Annotated in this window: 15 protein-coding genes and 1 other RNA gene; 4 read left to right on the plus strand and 12 right to left on the minus strand. The window is 71.0% G+C overall.

Features of this window, described 5'->3' with window-relative positions; genetic code table 11:
* Positions 1 to 2: 2 nt before the first annotated feature.
* The 5 genes from H3H34_RS09110 to gluQRS all read right to left on the minus strand — a co-directional run bounded on the left by H3H34_RS09110 (position 3) and on the right by gluQRS (position 4673).
* Positions 3 to 1661, minus strand: a complete 1659-nt coding sequence (locus tag H3H34_RS09110; RefSeq protein ID WP_207790869.1) for a cation:proton antiporter — start codon at positions 1659 to 1661, stop codon at positions 3 to 5.
* A 118-nt stretch (positions 1662 to 1779) separates the two neighbouring features.
* Positions 1780 to 2973: a M20 metallopeptidase family protein gene (locus H3H34_RS09115; RefSeq protein WP_235945647.1), complete on the minus strand. Its 1194-nt coding sequence runs from the start codon at positions 2971 to 2973 to the stop codon at positions 1780 to 1782.
* Positions 2970 to 3548: a cob(I)yrinic acid a,c-diamide adenosyltransferase gene (locus tag H3H34_RS09120; protein ID WP_194744982.1), complete on the minus strand. Its 579-nt coding sequence runs from the start codon at positions 3546 to 3548 to the stop codon at positions 2970 to 2972. Before H3H34_RS09120 ends, H3H34_RS09115 begins: the two co-directional genes overlap by 4 nt.
* A gap of 2 nt (positions 3549 to 3550) precedes the next feature.
* Entirely contained in the window at positions 3551 to 3760 is a 210-nt protein-coding gene (locus H3H34_RS09125) for a twin transmembrane helix small protein (protein ID WP_194744983.1), read from the minus strand.
* A gap of 76 nt (positions 3761 to 3836) precedes the next feature.
* Positions 3837 to 4673, minus strand: coding sequence for a tRNA glutamyl-Q(34) synthetase GluQRS (gluQRS, locus tag H3H34_RS09130; protein ID WP_194744984.1), 837 nt, complete (start codon positions 4671 to 4673; stop codon positions 3837 to 3839).
* A gap of 161 nt (positions 4674 to 4834) precedes the next feature.
* Here gluQRS and H3H34_RS09135 point away from each other — a divergent pair, with 161 nt between their 5' ends.
* On the plus strand, positions 4835 to 5419 hold the full coding sequence (locus H3H34_RS09135) for an HNH endonuclease (protein WP_194744985.1): 585 nt from the start codon (positions 4835 to 4837) through the stop codon (positions 5417 to 5419).
* A 118-nt stretch (positions 5420 to 5537) separates the two neighbouring features.
* On the opposite strand, the gene ndk is transcribed toward H3H34_RS09135, so the two are convergent.
* On the minus strand, positions 5538 to 5960 hold the full coding sequence (gene ndk, locus H3H34_RS09140) for a nucleoside-diphosphate kinase (RefSeq protein WP_194744986.1): 423 nt from the start codon (positions 5958 to 5960) through the stop codon (positions 5538 to 5540).
* A 119-nt stretch (positions 5961 to 6079) separates the two neighbouring features.
* On the opposite strand from ndk, the gene rnpB reads away from it, so the two are divergent.
* Together rnpB and H3H34_RS09150 are read left to right on the plus strand one after the other, a co-directional pair.
* An RNA gene (gene rnpB / locus H3H34_RS09145) (RNase P RNA component class A) lies at positions 6080 to 6462 on the plus strand.
* Positions 6463 to 6780: 318 nt separating this feature from the next.
* Positions 6781 to 7830, plus strand: a complete 1050-nt coding sequence (locus H3H34_RS09150) for a putative sulfate exporter family transporter (protein WP_194744987.1) — start codon at positions 6781 to 6783, stop codon at positions 7828 to 7830.
* On the opposite strand, the gene aroC is transcribed toward H3H34_RS09150, so the two are convergent.
* The 5 genes from aroC to H3H34_RS09175 all read right to left on the minus strand — a co-directional run bounded on the left by aroC (position 7827) and on the right by H3H34_RS09175 (position 12072).
* Positions 7827 to 8906, minus strand: a complete 1080-nt coding sequence (aroC, locus tag H3H34_RS09155) for a chorismate synthase (protein ID WP_194744988.1) — start codon at positions 8904 to 8906, stop codon at positions 7827 to 7829. The genes H3H34_RS09150 and aroC overlap by 4 nt on opposite strands.
* A 61-nt stretch (positions 8907 to 8967) precedes the next feature.
* Entirely contained in the window at positions 8968 to 9432 is a 465-nt protein-coding gene (locus H3H34_RS09160; protein WP_194744989.1) for a hypothetical protein, read from the minus strand.
* Between the two features lie 93 nt (positions 9433 to 9525).
* Positions 9526 to 10323 carry an enoyl-ACP reductase FabI gene (gene fabI, locus H3H34_RS09165; RefSeq protein ID WP_328831859.1) on the minus strand — a complete coding sequence of 266 codons (798 nt, stop codon included), beginning with the start codon at positions 10321 to 10323 and terminating at the stop codon, positions 9526 to 9528.
* The gene (locus H3H34_RS09170) at positions 10323 to 11180 is read right to left on the minus strand and encodes a YihY/virulence factor BrkB family protein (RefSeq protein ID WP_194744991.1); all 858 of its coding nucleotides are present in this window, start codon (positions 11178 to 11180) and stop codon (positions 10323 to 10325) included. Before H3H34_RS09170 ends, fabI begins: the two co-directional genes overlap by 1 nt.
* A 4-nt stretch (positions 11181 to 11184) precedes the next feature.
* Positions 11185 to 12072, minus strand: a complete 888-nt coding sequence (locus tag H3H34_RS09175; RefSeq protein ID WP_194751901.1) for a DnaJ C-terminal domain-containing protein — start codon at positions 12070 to 12072, stop codon at positions 11185 to 11187.
* Positions 12073 to 12174: 102 nt separating this feature from the next.
* Here H3H34_RS09175 and pdxH point away from each other — a divergent pair, with 102 nt between their 5' ends.
* Positions 12175 to 12759: a pyridoxamine 5'-phosphate oxidase gene (pdxH, locus tag H3H34_RS09180; RefSeq protein WP_194744993.1), complete on the plus strand. Its 585-nt coding sequence runs from the start codon at positions 12175 to 12177 to the stop codon at positions 12757 to 12759.
* A 57-nt stretch (positions 12760 to 12816) separates the two neighbouring features.
* Here the strand turns inward: pdxH and H3H34_RS13650 are convergent, their stop codons facing one another.
* Positions 12817 to 13506, minus strand: a complete 690-nt coding sequence (locus tag H3H34_RS13650; RefSeq protein WP_235983265.1) for an FxDxF family PEP-CTERM protein — start codon at positions 13504 to 13506, stop codon at positions 12817 to 12819.
* Positions 13507 to 13536: the final 30 nt, after the last annotated feature.

Genomic DNA, 13536 nt, shown 5'->3' on the forward strand with positions numbered 1-13536 from the left:
TGTCAACGAACGCCAGGCCGCTCCGCCTTCCGTGACGCCCGCTTCTCTGCCGCGGCAAGGAGCCGCTGCGCCGCCTCCTCGGCTGCGTCGGCGAAGGGCTCGAGGACGAGGTCGGCACCGGCGCGCGCCAGGCGCTGCGCATCACGCGCATGGACGGCAGTGACCGCAACGATGCCCGAGAAGCCGGCGGCGCGCAGCGCCTGAAGGAGCGCCTCGCGATCATCTGCCTGGGTGAGTCCTTGGGCGGGATGGTCCCGGATGGTCGAGACGACGAGCCGCACGCCCGCGAGCGGCAGGTGGGCAAGGAACTCCGGGTCGACCACGTCGCCGTAGACGGCCTCGCCTCCGCCCGCACGCCAGTCGGCAAGCGCCTCGGGGCTGAAGTCCACGCCGAGGACCGAGAGCCCGGCCGCGCGGAGCCTGTGGCCGATGGCGGCGCCGTACCGGCCGAGCCCGAACAGCAGCACGTCATGCCCGCGAGTGCGTTCGCCTTCCTCCTCGCGGGCCTCGCGCGGGGCCGGGCGCTCGAACGGGCGCAGCAGCGGCTCGATCCTCGCCCAGAGCAGGTGCGACCAGGTGATCATGTAGGTGGAGACCGCGATGGTCACGAGGCCGATCATGGTCACCAGGCCCAGCGCGGCCTCCTCCACGTGCCCGAGCGCGACTCCCACCCCCATGAAGATGAGGGAGAACTCGCTGATCTGGGCAACCGTCAGCCCGGCAAGGAAGCCGGTGCGCATCCGGTAGCCAAGGCCGACCATGATGGCGAGGACGATGAGCGGGTTGCCGACGAGGACGAAGGCGGAGAGCACCGCTGCCGCGAAGAGGTCGTCGCCGAGGCGGCCGAGGTCGAGCCGGCTGCCGAGCGCGATGAAGAAGAAGAGGAGCAGGAAGTCGCGCAAGGGGGCAAGCCGCGCGGAGATGGCATCGCGCCAGGGGGTCGATGCCAGCGCCACGCCCGCGAGCAGGCCGCCCAGTTCCTTGCCGAAGCCGAAGCTGTCTCCGAGAGCCGCGAGAAGGGCGGCAAGCGCGATCGCGAAGGCGATGAGGAGCTCGGGCGTGCGGGCGAGCCGGGTGGTCAGCGGGTCGGCGAGGTAGCGGATGAAGAGCAGGACGAGGCCGAGCGCGCCGAGGCCCGCGCCGAGCACGCCCAGCGCATCGGAAAGGCCGCCGCCCGCGCGGGTGCCGACACCGATCGCCGAAAGGCCGATCATGGCGAGCACCACCACCAGGTCCTGGACGATGAGGAAGCCGAGCGCGATCCGGCCATGAAGGCTGTCGATCTCGCGCTTGTCGGACAGGAGCTTCACGATGATGATCGTGCTCGAGAAGGTAAGCGCGACCGCCACGTAGAGGCTGGTCACCGTGTCGAACCCGAGGGCGAGGCACAGCAGGAAGCCGATGCCGGCCGTGAACACCACCTGGCCGAGACCGGTGGCCAGCGCGACGGGCCCGAGCTCGCGCACCAGCTTCACATCGAGCTTCACGCCGACGAGGAAGAGAAGGATGGCGATCCCGAGCTCGGCCAGCAGCTCGATCGGCGCGCTCGAGCGCGCGATGTCGAGGACGGACGGGCCGGCGAGGATGCCGACGGCAATGAAGCTCACGATGAGCGGCTGCCGCAGAAGGCTGCCCGCGAACCCCACGAGCGCCGCCAGCACGAGCAGCGCCGCAATCTCGTTGAACAGCGAGGCGGTGGCCCAGGCGGTCAGCGCGCGTCTCCCGGCAAGGCGGACAGGGGTTGGGAGCGAGTCCCGGTTGAGGGGGAGCCCCGGCGTCTCAGCCGGAAAAGCCGGTCTCGAGAAAGCGGAGGGCGAGCGCGGCGTGGAGGGCCGCACCGCGCGCCATCACCCGCTCATCGAGCACCATGCGGGTGGAGTGAAGCGGGCAGCACTGCCGCCAGTCCGCCCCCTCCTCGCTGACGCCGAGGAAGAACATGGCGCCCGGCACCTTCTCGAGCACGTAGGAGAAATCCTCCGCGCCCATGATCGGCTGCTCGAGGTCGCGCCAGGCACCGGGGAACAGGGCCTCGACCGTCTCGCGGCCAAAGGCGACCGCCCGGGCGTCGCAGACGGTCACCGGAAAGCCCTCGGTGAGGCGCACCTCGGCCGTCGCGCCATGGGCGGCGGCAATGCCTTCGGCAACGCGGCTGAGGCCCTTGCGCATCGCCGCGCGCCGGGTGCGCGAGAGCGTGCGGATGGTGCCGAGAAGCCGGGCGCTGTCGGCAATCACGTTGTCGGTGGTGCCGGCCTCGATGCGGCCGATGGTGACGACCGCCGGGTCGAACACCGGCACCTCGCGGGTGACGAAGGTCTGGATCGCCGTCACGATGGCGCAGGCGATGGGCACCGGGTCGAGCGCGTCGTGCGGCATGGAGGCATGGCCGCCGCGGCCGCGCACGATCACCTCGATCCGGTCGGCCGAGGCGAGCAGCGGCCCGGCCCTGCCACCCACCATGCCGTGCGGCGCATTGGGCATGACGTGGAGGGCGAAGGCGGCGTCCGGCAACGGGTCGAGAAGGCCGTCCTCCAGCATGAAGCGGGCACCGTGGTGCCCCTCCTCGCCGGGCTGGAACATGAACAGGACCGTGCCGGCCACACGGTCGCGCATTGCGCACAGCAGCCGCGCCGCGCCGGCCAGCATGGCCGTGTGGCTGTCGTGCCCGCAGGCGTGCATCGCACCCTCGACGCGGCTGGCGTAAGGCAGGCCCGTCTCCTCGGGCATGGGAAGCGCATCCATGTCCCCGCGCAGCAACACGGTGCGGCCGTTGGCACCACCCTCCAGCACGGCGATGAGGCCGGACGTGGACGGCCCCTCGCGCCAGACGAGCGGGAGCCCGGCCAGGGCCTCGCGCACCTTGGCCGACGTCCGCGGCGTGAAGAGCCCGAGCTCGGGCTCCGCGTGGATGGCGCGGCGCAGCGCGACCATCTCGGGCAGCAGCGCCTCGGCCGCCTCCACCAGGTCCTGCATCATGACGACTCCCGGTTGGCCGCAGGAACCCAGAGCACGTCTCCTGCGCCGCCGTGGGCAGGGAGATTGGCGTGCCGGGCCATCACGAAGAGATGATCCGAGAGGCGGTTGAGATACTGGAGCGCGAGCGGGTTGATGGCGCCTTCGGCGGCCGCGGTCACGGTCTCGCGCTCGGCGCGGCGCACCACGGTGCGCGCCACGTGGAGATGGGCGGCAAGCGCCGTGCCGCCGGGCAGGACGAAGCTCGAAAGCGGCGCAAGCTCGGCGTTCATGCGGTCGATCTCGGCCTCAAGGCGGGTGACCTGCGCTCCGACGATGCGCAGCGCATTCCAGCCCTCCGGCTCGCCAGGCGTGGCGAGATCGGCGCCGAGGTCGAAGAGATCGTTCTGGATGCGGAGCAGCATCTCCCGGTGGGCCCCTTCCGCATGGAGCAGCGCGACGCCGATCGCGGAGTTGGCCTCGTCGACGCTGCCGTAGGCGGCCACGCGCGCGGCGTCCTTCGCCAGCCGCGAGCCGTCGGCAAGGCCGGTGGTCCCGTCGTCCCCGGTCTTCGTGTAAATGCGGTTCAGCTTCACCATGCTCAGCCCCCCGCGCCGCGGCCGTAGAGCAGGAAGAGGATGACGACGAGCAGGATGGCAACCGCCTGGAGCACGACCCGGGCGGTCATCAGCCGGTTCGACTTCACGCCCGAGACGTCCCTGCCCGAAGCCATGGTGAAGATGCCCCTGACGAGCGTGACCGCAACCGCCGCGGCGGCAACGACGATGAGGGCGATGATGACCTTGTCCATGGAGCGAACCTAGGCGCGCCGCGCGCGGAATGCACGCCCCAACCGAGAGTGCGGATGCCGAGAACTGCCGCGGGGCTCAGAGGCAGAGGTGGAGGTCGGGCCCGGTCGAGGCAAGCGCGCCGAGCCGGTCCGCAAGGGCCGTCCCGTCCACCCCCCGCTCGCGCAGCGCAGCCAGCGTCTCGGCGCGGTCGCGCTTGGCGAGCCTGCGGCCATCGGCCGCGAGCAGAAGCCGATGGTGGAGATAGGCGGGCGCCGGGAAGCCGAGGAGCTCCTGAAGCAGGCGCTGGAGGGGCGTGACGGCGGCAAGGTCGCGGCCACGGACCACGAGCGTCACGCCCTGGGCGGCATCGTCTGCCACGCAGGCGAGGTGATAGGCGGGCCAGCCGTCCTTGCGCCAGAGGATCGGGTCGCCCGCCAGGTCGGCACGGCCCTGCTGCGGGCCCGCGGCCACGTCCTGCCACTGCTGTACGAGGGAGAGACCGGTCTGCGCGAGGTCGAGGCGCCAGGCGAAGGGCGTGCCGTCAGCAGGCGGCGGCCTGCCGCGGCACGTGCCCGGGTAAGGCACGGTCTCGCCCGCATGCGGTGCAGCTGCCGCCTCGATGGCGCCCCTCGTGCAGGTGCAGGCGTAGACGAGCCCGCGTGCGACGAGTTGCTCAAGGATGGCGCGGTGACGGGCGCGCGCGTCCGACTGGCGGAGCGGTGGCGCATCTGGCATCAGGCCGAGCCAGGCGAGGTCAGCGAGGATGGCCGCCTCGAACGCGGGCCGGCAGCGGGTGCGGTCGATGTCCTCGAGGCGGAGCAGGAACCGCCCGCCTGCCTCGCGCGCGAGGCGCGTGGCATGGACGGCCGAGAAGGCGTGCCCGAGGTGAAGCAGCCCGGTGGGGCTCGGGGCGAAGCGGGTGACCAGGGTCATGCGGCACGCCTGCGCTTGACCCCCACGAGATGTGGTGCTGTCATACGCGCGACATACAGCCTCTGGTATAGGGGCGGCGCAGGCGGTGGGAGCCACCTGCCCGAGGTGCGATAGGGCCGGATTTCCAGACCTGCGCGAGCGCAGAGGGAGGTCGTGCCGGCATGTATCATCCCGAGATCCTCGAGCGGCTGGAGCGCAACGTCTCGCCGGAAGCCTGCCCGGCCCTCGTGCTCAACGCCGACTATACCCCGCTCTCCTACTATCCGCTTTCGCTGTGGTCGTGGCAGGATGCAATCAAGGCAGCGTTCCTCGAGCGGGTGGACGTGGTGGCGGAGTATGAGCGGGAGATCCGCTCGCAGAGCTTCGCGATGCGGCTCCCTTCCGTGGTGGCGCTCCGGCAATATGTGAAGCCCTCGGCCAACCCCGCCTTCACCCGCTTCAACCTGTTCCTCCGCGACAAGTTCACCTGCCAGTATTGCGGCAGCCGCGAGGATCTCACCTTCGATCACGTCGTGCCGCGCGCCTACGGCGGGCGCACCACCTGGACCAACGTGACGACGGCCTGCGCGCCCTGCAACCTCAGGAAAGGCGGGCGGACGCCGGCCGAGGCGCACATGATGCCGCGGCAGCGGCCGTTCCAGCCGACCAGCCACCAGCTTCAGGAGAACGGCCGGGCCTTCCCGCCGCACTACTGCCACGAGACCTGGCGCGACTATCTCTACTGGGACGTCGAGCTCGAGGCCTAGGCCGAGACTCCGGCCGCTGTCGACCAGGGCCCGGCCGCGCCGGCGCGGAAGGGAGGCGGCGGGCCTGCGAGGGGCGATTGCGGCGGGAGTTCGCCGCACGCCGGAGCCGTTCCCCCGTCTAGCCGACGATCTCCTCGGGCCTGAAGAAGAAGGCGATCTCCCGCGCGGCGTTTTCGTCCGAGTCCGAGCCGTGGACCGAGTTGGCCTCGATCGACTCGGCAAGCTCGCGGCGGATGGTGCCCGGCTCGGCCTTCGCTGGGTCGGTCGCGCCCATCACCCGGCGGTTGAGCGCCACCGCATCCTCGCCCTCGAGCACCTGCACGACGACCGGTCCCGAGGTCATGAAGGCCACGAGGTCGCGGAAGAAGGGCCGCTCGCGGTGGACGTCGTAGAAGGCCTCCGCCTGCTCCTGCGTCAGCCGGATGCGCTTCGAGGCGACCACGCGCAAGCCGGCCTCCTCCAGCATGCTCGTCACCCGGCCGGTGAGATTCCGCCGCGTGGCATCGGGCTTGATGATGGAAAGGGTGCGGGTGATGGCCATCGCCTCGGTCCTTGCTGCAGGCATTGCGGAAACGCGCGGGCGCCCTAGCCGCCCATGGTGCGATGCACAAGTGCGGGCACCTTGACCCGGGAGGGCGCGTGGGCCAGATGGGTGCTGGGCCACATGTCCGGGCAGCCGCGCGGGCGCACGCCCTCGAGGAAAGTCCGGGCTCCACGGATCGGCGGTGGCGGGTAACACCCGCCGGGGGCGACCCCAGGGAAAGTGCCACAGAAAGCGAACCGCCGCCCGGCCCTTGCGAAAGCGAGGGTGGCGGCAAGGGCGAACGGGTGCGGCAAGAGCGCACCGCGGCCCCGGCAACGGGGACGGCAGGGCAAACCCCACCGGGAGCAAGACCGAATAGGCGCGCACGGCCCCTCGGGGCCACGGCTCGATCCGGCCGGCGCGCGGGTTGGTCGCTGGAGGCGGCTGGCGACAGCCGCCCGAGAGGAATGGCTGCCCCCCGACGAGGGGACAGAACCCGGCTTACAGGACATGTGGCCCCACCTTTCTTCTTGCGGCCCGGCAGGCAGCCGCCACACCAACCCTCCCTGCCGGGCCGAGGAGACGCGGCCCGAGAGGCAGCCGCCACACCCACCCTCCCTGCCGGGCCGAAAGCTACGCGGCCCGAGAGGCGCCGCCCCTCCTCCCTGCCGGGCCGAAAGGTACGCGGCCCGAGAGGCAGCCGCCCCTCCTCCCTGCCGGGCCAAGGAGACGCGGCCCGAGAGGCGCCGCCTCTCCTGCCTGCCGGGCCGGAGAGAGGCGCGGCCCGGCACGGAGCGGGCCGTTCCCCCCGCCAGCCGGGCACGCTAGGCAGGTGCCGATGACCCTCCCCCGGGCACGGCCCCTGCCCCAGGCCGCCGACCTCTTCGGCGACATCGAGCCCACGCCGAAGGCGCGGCTTGCCGACCACCTGCCCGGTCTCCTCGTCGCGCTGCTCGCAGTGCTCGCCGCCGCTTTCCTCTCCGCAAGCTATGGCCTTCCCCTGCCGCTCATGGCGCTCCTCGTGGGACTGGCCCTCAATTTCCTCTCGGGTGACCCCCGGCTGGTGCCCGGCCTTGCCGTTGCTGCCGGACCGCTGCTGCGCCTTGGCATCGTGCTCCTTGGCACGCGCATCGCCGTTGCCGATCTTGCCGCCATCGGCGCGCCCGGTCTTGGCCTGCTCCTCGTCGTGATCCTGCTTGCCCTGGGGTCCGGCGTGCTCCTTGCCCAGCTGCTGGGCTTCTCGCGCTGGTTCGGGCTTCTGGCCGGCGGGTCGGTCGCCATCTGCGGCGGCTCGGCGGCGCTCGCGCTTGCCGCAACGCTCGGCGACCGGCGCGTGCCCCGCGGAGAGCTCACCATGGTGCTCGTCGGCATCTCCGCCGTGGGGGCGGCCGCCATGGCACTCTACCCGGCGCTCGCGGCTGCACTCGGCCTGGGCGACGTGGCAGCGGGCTTCCTCATGGGCGCGGCCGTTCACGACGTGGCGCAGGCCGTGGGCGCGGGCGCTGCGGTGTCCGAAGGTGCTGCGCGCACGGCAACGCTCGTCAAGCTGACGCGAGTCGCGCTGCTCGCGCCGCTGCTGCTTCTCGTGGCGGCGCTTGCCGGCCATCCGCACGGGCGGCGGGTGGGCGTGCCTGCGTTCCTCCTGGGCTTCCTGGCCGTTGCCGCCGCCTCCGCCGGCGGACTCGTGCCCGAGGCCCTGGCGGCGCGGGCGGGGCAGGTCTCGGGCTGGCTTCTCGCGCTCGCCATCGCCGCCTCGGCCATGCGCTCGCCGATGCGGGACCTGCTGGCAGCGGGCCCCCGCCCCCTGCTGGTGGTGCTCGGGGCCTCGCTCGTCGCGCTTGCCGTGGCGCTCTCAGGCGCGCTGCTGCTGTTCGGGCGCGCGGCCTAGCGGCCGGTCTGGCCGCGGTGCATGAGCTTGGCGTCGGCAAGCACGAGCGCCATCATTGCCTCGGCAACGGGCGCCGCGCGGATGCCGACGCAGGGGTCGTGCCGGCCCTTCGTCACGATCTCGGTCGCCTCGCCCGTGGTGGTGATGGTCTCGACCGGGGTGAGAATGGAGGAGGTGGGCTTGAGCGCGAGCCGCACCACGATCGGCTGGCCCGTGCTGATTCCGCCTGCCGTGCCGCCCGCGTGGTTGGAGAGGAAGCGGGGGCCCTCCCCTTCCGCGCCCGGGCGCATGCGGTCGGCATTCTCCTCGCCCCTGAGCCGCGCGGCTGCGAAGCCGTCGCCGATCTCGACGCCCTTGACCGCGTTGATGCCCATCATCGCCGCCGCAAGCTGGGAGTCCAGCTTCATGTAGACCGGGCTTCCCCAGCCGGCCGGCACGCCTTCCGCCACCACCTCGACGACGGCGCCGAGCGAGGAGCCCGCCTTGCGCGCGGAGTCCAGCAGCCCTTCCCAGCGCGCGGCGGCGTCGCGGTCTGGGCAGAAGAAGGGGTTACGGTCCACTTCGGCCAGGTCAAAGCGGCTGCGGTCGATCGGGTCCCCGCCCAGTTCGACGAGATAGGCGTGGATGCGGACGCCTTCCCCCAGCACCTGCCGCGCCACCGCGCCGGCGGCAACGCGCGCCGCGGTTTCGCGCGCGGAGGCACGGCCGCCGCCGCGCGGGTCGCGCAAGCCATATTTGGCATCATAGGCGAAGTCGGCGTGACCCGGGCGGTAGGCGCGGGCGACCGCGGCATAGTCCTTCGAGCGCTGGTCGACGTTCCTGATGAGGAGCGAGATGGGCGTGCCCGTCGTCAGCCCCTCGTAGGTGCCGGAGAGGATTTCCACCTGATCCGGTTCCTGGCGCTGTGTGGTGAAGCGCGACTGGCCGGGCCGGCGGCGGTCGAGGAAGGGCTGGATGTGGCCCTCGGTCAAGGGGAGGCCGGGCGGGCAGCCGTCCACCACCACGCCAATGGCGGGCCCATGGCTCTCCCCCCAGGTGGTGATCCGGAACAGGTGGCCGAAGCTGTTGTGGGACATGGCCCGTGCCTGCCGGAACGACCGAACGGCGACAAGCTTCGATGCGCTGGCGCTTGGATAATCAGTAGGAGATGGTTTCTGCCGTGAGGGCCTGTACGACCTGACCCGGAATCATGACCGCCGACCGGCCAGATATGATGACCGAGCCAAGTACGGCCCCCAAAGTATTGCCCCGGCCTTCCTGTCGATGCTTGCCCATCAGGCGAAACCTGTTGCCGTCGACCACGACCTCATCGAATGTCACGTCGAACTTGCCCGACTTGCCGCCGACGGCCTTCCCGGTCTTCCAGGTGATTGTGCCGGTCGCCGGGGAGCCGCGCGGGATCACGACGACACCTCGGTTGATAATGTCTTCTGCCACGCTAAACCGAACGCGCGTGCCGACCTGAAGCCCGCTCGACGAGACTTCCTCAAGCGCAACAAGGGGAATGGGCGTATTCGCCGGAAGCAAACGCTCCTGCGCATGCGCGTGAACCGCGAGCCCTGCGGACAAGAGAAAAGACGCCGCTAGTCGCAGGAAGTCCACGAATCACCCTTTCGCAAATCTCTCCTCCTAATAGCACCGAGTTACGGGATGAACAATGGCCATAGAAACGCGTTCGTCAATAAGTAACGGCGATCAGTCCTTCGCGAGCGCGATGTCGGGAGCGTCCACCGCCTTCATGCCGATGATGTTGTAGCCCGAGTCGACGTGGTGGATCTCGCCGGTGACGCCGGATGAAAGATCGGAGAGGAGATAGAGGCCGGCGCCGCCGACGTCCTCCAGCGTGGTGTTGCGCCGGAGCGGGCTGTTCAGCTCGTTCCACTTGAGGATGTAGCGGAAGTCGCCGATGCCCGAGGCGGCCAGCGTCCGGACCGGGCCGGCGGAAATGGCGTTGACCCGGATGCCGCGGGGCCCGAGATCGACCGCCAGATAGCGGACCGAGGCCTCGAGCGCGGCCTTGGCAAGGCCCATCACGTTGTAGTGGGGCACCACCTTCTCGGCGCCATAGTAGCTAAGGGTGAGCAGAGCCCCGCCCCGCGTCATCAGGGGAACCGCCCGCTGGGCAACGGCGGTAAAACTGTAGCAGGACACCTCCATCGACAGGCGGAAGTTGGCCCGCGAGGTGGCAAGATAGGGGCCGCGCAGCTCCTCCTTGTCGGAGAATCCGATGGCGTGGACGAGGAAGTCGAGCCGGTCCCAGTGGCAGGCGAGCGCGGCGAAGCAGGAGTCGATCGAGGCGTCGTCGGCCACGTCGCAGTCGAGGACGAGGGCGGAGCCGATGCTGTCGGCAAGCGGCCGCACGCGCCGGGCGAAGGCCTCGCCAGGCGTGGAGAAGGCGAGCTCCGCCCCCTCGCGGTGGAGTGCGGAGGCGATGCCCCAGGCGAGCGAACGGTCGTTCGCCACCCCCATGACGAGCCCGCGCTTTCCTGCCATCAGTGCCATGCGGAAGTCCCCTTGGTGCTGCCCGCTTCTAGGCGGGCGCGGCGGCGTCTGGAAAGGGCGCCGTTGGTCTCCGCTCCAAGCACCAGCGCGAAGCCGAGGATGTAGAAGAAGAGGAGCGCAAGCATGATCCCGGCGAGCGCCCCATAGGTGCGAGCGAGGCCGCCGGCGAGGGCGACAAGCGGGTCCGCGAGTGCAAGGGCGACCGCCCAGATCAGGAGCACGAGAAGCGCGCCGGGCCAGTGCGGCCCAGGGGCGCTCCGCGGAGCAAGCCCGGCAAGAAGCGTCCACAGCGCAAGGAAGCCGACGCCGAAGGGCACGAGGCGGGCGAGGCCGGAGACGAGCGGGGCCAGGTGGAGGAGTCCGAGCAGGGTCCGCGCCAGCGCGAGAAGGACTGCGATCGCGACGCTCAGCAGCACGGAGGCAGCGGCGGCCAGGCCCGCCGCCGCCATCAGCAGGCGGGTCTGCCAGAAGGGCCGGTCATCCTCAGCGCCGTGGGCCTTGCGCACGAGGCTGCGCAGGGTCTCGAGGAAGCCCGAGACGGTCCAGAGGGCAACCAGCGCGGAAAGCCCGAGCGCGCCCGCCGGCCGACCTTCGACCACCTCGGCGACGAGGGGCCTGAGAACGCCGGCCACCGAAGGCGGCAAGAGCGCAAGGAAGCCCGCGATCGCCTCCTGCCCGGCATCGGAGCGGCCGAGGAGCCCCGCCACCGCAGTGACCAGGATGGTCGCCGGGAACAGGGTCACGAGCGCGAGATAGGCAAGGTTGCCCGCGTGAACGGCCCCGTCGCGCCAGGCGGCCCCGAGGACTTCCCTGACCAGGCCTGCCAGGGGCCCGGGCCGCCGGCCCACCTCCTCAGCCTGCCGCCGCCTGCCGGTCGCGGAACAGCTTCTCGAGCGCCGCGTCCCCCACCGGCACCTCGACCATCACGCGGGCGAGGAGGTCGCCCCGCGTGCCGTCGCGCCGGGTCCAGCCCTTGCCCCTGAGCCGCATCACCTTGCCGGAACTCGTGCCCGGCGCGATGGAGAGCATCACGTCGCCATCGGGCACAGGGGTGCGCACCTGGCCGCCGAGAACCGCGGTTGCGAGCGGTACCGAAAGATCGACGCGGATGTCGTCTCCGTCACGCGTGAAGCGCGAATCCGGCTGGATGACGAGCGTGACGAGCGCATCGCCCGGGCCGGCCGGGCCCGGCTCGCCTTGGCCGGCAAGCCGGAGCTGCTGGCCGTCTTCCACGCCCGGCGGCAGCTTGAGGTCGATCGTCTTGCCCGATCGCAGCGTGATGCGCTGCGGCCGGGCGAGCGCTGCATCGACGAAGGGGATGGCGAGCCGGTAGGCCACATCCGCCCCCCGCGCGGGTGCGCGCGGGCCCGCGCGGCCGCCGCGCGCGGCACCGAACAGCTCGGAGAGAATGTCGCCGAAGTCGGCCTCGAACCCGGCCGAATCGCCCGGCGGGGGGCGGAACCCTCCCCCGGGGCGCGCGCCACGCGCGAAGCCGTCGAACCCGCGCGGCATTCTTGGGTTGCCATCGGCGTCGATCTCGCCGCGGTCGTAGGCTGCGCGCTTTTCCTTGTCGGAGAGGAGTTCGTAGGCCGCGGTCACCGCCTTGAACCGCTCGGCAGCCCTGGGGTTGTCGGCATTCCGGTCGGGGTGGAGCTCCTTCGCGAGCTTCCGGTAGGCGCGCTTGATCGCGGCCTCGTCGGCGGTGCGGTCCACGCCAAGAGTCGCGTAGGGGTCGGTCATCTGCGGCCGTGTCCGGAAGGTTCTGTGCCTGCTGTTGCCGTGCAGCCACAGCGATGTAGGTCGCATTGCACCCGGGCACAAGCCGCCCTAGGCCCTCGCACCATGATCGATCCCTTCGAACGCTTTGCCCGCTGGCTGGCAGACGCCGAAGCCACCGAACCCAATGATCCCAACGCCTGTGCCCTTGCAACCGTCGCGCGCGAGCAGGATGGCAGGGTCTGGCCCGACGTGCGCATGGTGCTCTTGAAGCGCTTCGGGCCCGACGGCTTCGTCTTCTTCACCAACCTCGAAAGCGCCAAGGGCCGGCAGCTCGCAGAAACGCCGGAAGCGGCGCTCTGCTTCCACTGGAAGGCCCTCAAGCGACAGGTGCGGCTCCAGGGGCCGGTGACGCAGGTTCCGGATGCCGAGGCGGACAGCTATTTCGCGACCCGGCCGCGGGCGAGCCAGCTCTCGGCCTGGGCTTCGGCCCAGTCGCAGCCGCTCGACCGGCGGGAGACGTTCGAGGCGCGCCTCCTCGAGATGGCGGCCCGCTTCCCCGGCGCGGTGCCGCGCCCCCCCTTCTGGTCGGGCTTTCGGCTGAGGCCGCGCTGGTTCGAGTTCTGGGAGGACCGCGAAGGGCGACAGCACCATCGGGAGCGCTGCTGGCGGACCGAGGGCGGCTGGGTTTCAGGCCTCCTCTATCCCTGACGCACGAAGGGCGGGCCTCCCGAAGAAGGCCCGCCCCCTGCGGACGAAAGGGTGAGGTCAGGCGATCGTCGCGATGGTGCGACGCCGGCGGGCGGCGAAGCCGACCATGCCGAAACCCGCGATCAGCATGGCCCAGGTGGCCGGCTCGGGAACGAACGCCGCGAACGTGCCGGTGCCGGCATAGGGGCCCCCGATCGCGTCACCGCCCGAGAAGCTCAGGGCGAAGTTGTTGACGTTGGAGAGCGCAATCCAGCTCTGGGGCGCGTAGCTCGTCGCATAGGTGATGAACGGCCCGCCGGGGATGGACGGAACCTTGGGAGCCGCAAGGGCCATCGCCGCCGCCCAGTTGGCGCCCGACTGCTCGAACTGGGCAACCGCACCCGAGAAATTGACGGTCAGCAGGTTGCCACCGGGAACGAGCGGGTCGGTCGAGGTCAGCGTGATGGTCCCGGCCCAGCCCGCCTGCGCGAAGGTGGTCGGCGACATCATCATGAGCGGAGCGGTCGTCGACGCCGAGATGGTGACGGTCACCGGGAAGAAAATCGGCGGCACGCCGAACCGCGGCGTCGAGAGCGCCAGCGCATAGCTGCCCGAGAAGGTGCTGGTTGCCCCGTTCACATACGAGAAGGGCTCAGCCGTCGGGACCGCCTGCTGGAACTGGCGGAAGGTCGTCACGGCGGCAGCCGGGGCAGCGATGGCGCCGGCGCACGCCGCCACAATCGCGCCGAGCTTCAACATGCGATTCATGCCTTCAACTCCTCAGTGCGCGGCCGGACC

It is taken from the genome of Thermaurantiacus tibetensis (assembly GCF_015354055.1).
Taxonomy (GTDB): domain Bacteria; phylum Pseudomonadota; class Alphaproteobacteria; order Sphingomonadales; family Sphingomonadaceae; genus Thermaurantiacus; species Thermaurantiacus tibetensis.

Excerpts from the sequence above, each read along its gene's own strand:
- H3H34_RS09135 (WP_194744985.1), top strand. The coding sequence starts at position 4,835 with ATGTATCATCCCGAGATCCTCGAGCGGCTGGAGCGCAACGTCTCGCCG.
- H3H34_RS13650 (WP_235983265.1), bottom strand. The coding sequence starts at position 13,506 with ATGAATCGCATGTTGAAGCTCGGCGCGATTGTGGCGGCGTGCGCCGGC.
- aroC (WP_194744988.1), bottom strand. The coding sequence starts at position 8,906 with ATGTCCCACAACAGCTTCGGCCACCTGTTCCGGATCACCACCTGGGGG.
- H3H34_RS09175 (WP_194751901.1), bottom strand. The coding sequence starts at position 12,072 with ATGACCGACCCCTACGCGACTCTTGGCGTGGACCGCACCGCCGACGAG.
- H3H34_RS09115 (WP_235945647.1), bottom strand. The coding sequence starts at position 2,973 with ATGATGCAGGACCTGGTGGAGGCGGCCGAGGCGCTGCTGCCCGAGATG.
- gluQRS (WP_194744984.1), bottom strand. The coding sequence starts at position 4,673 with ATGACCCTGGTCACCCGCTTCGCCCCGAGCCCCACCGGGCTGCTTCAC.
- pdxH (WP_194744993.1), top strand. The coding sequence starts at position 12,175 with ATGATCGATCCCTTCGAACGCTTTGCCCGCTGGCTGGCAGACGCCGAA.
- H3H34_RS09120 (WP_194744982.1), bottom strand. The coding sequence starts at position 3,548 with ATGGTGAAGCTGAACCGCATTTACACGAAGACCGGGGACGACGGGACC.
- H3H34_RS09125 (WP_194744983.1), bottom strand. The coding sequence starts at position 3,760 with ATGGACAAGGTCATCATCGCCCTCATCGTCGTTGCCGCCGCGGCGGTT.
- fabI (WP_328831859.1), bottom strand. The coding sequence starts at position 10,323 with ATGGCAGGAAAGCGCGGGCTCGTCATGGGGGTGGCGAACGACCGTTCG.
- ndk (WP_194744986.1), bottom strand. The coding sequence starts at position 5,960 with ATGGCCATCACCCGCACCCTTTCCATCATCAAGCCCGATGCCACGCGG.
- H3H34_RS09150 (WP_194744987.1), top strand. The coding sequence starts at position 6,781 with ATGACCCTCCCCCGGGCACGGCCCCTGCCCCAGGCCGCCGACCTCTTC.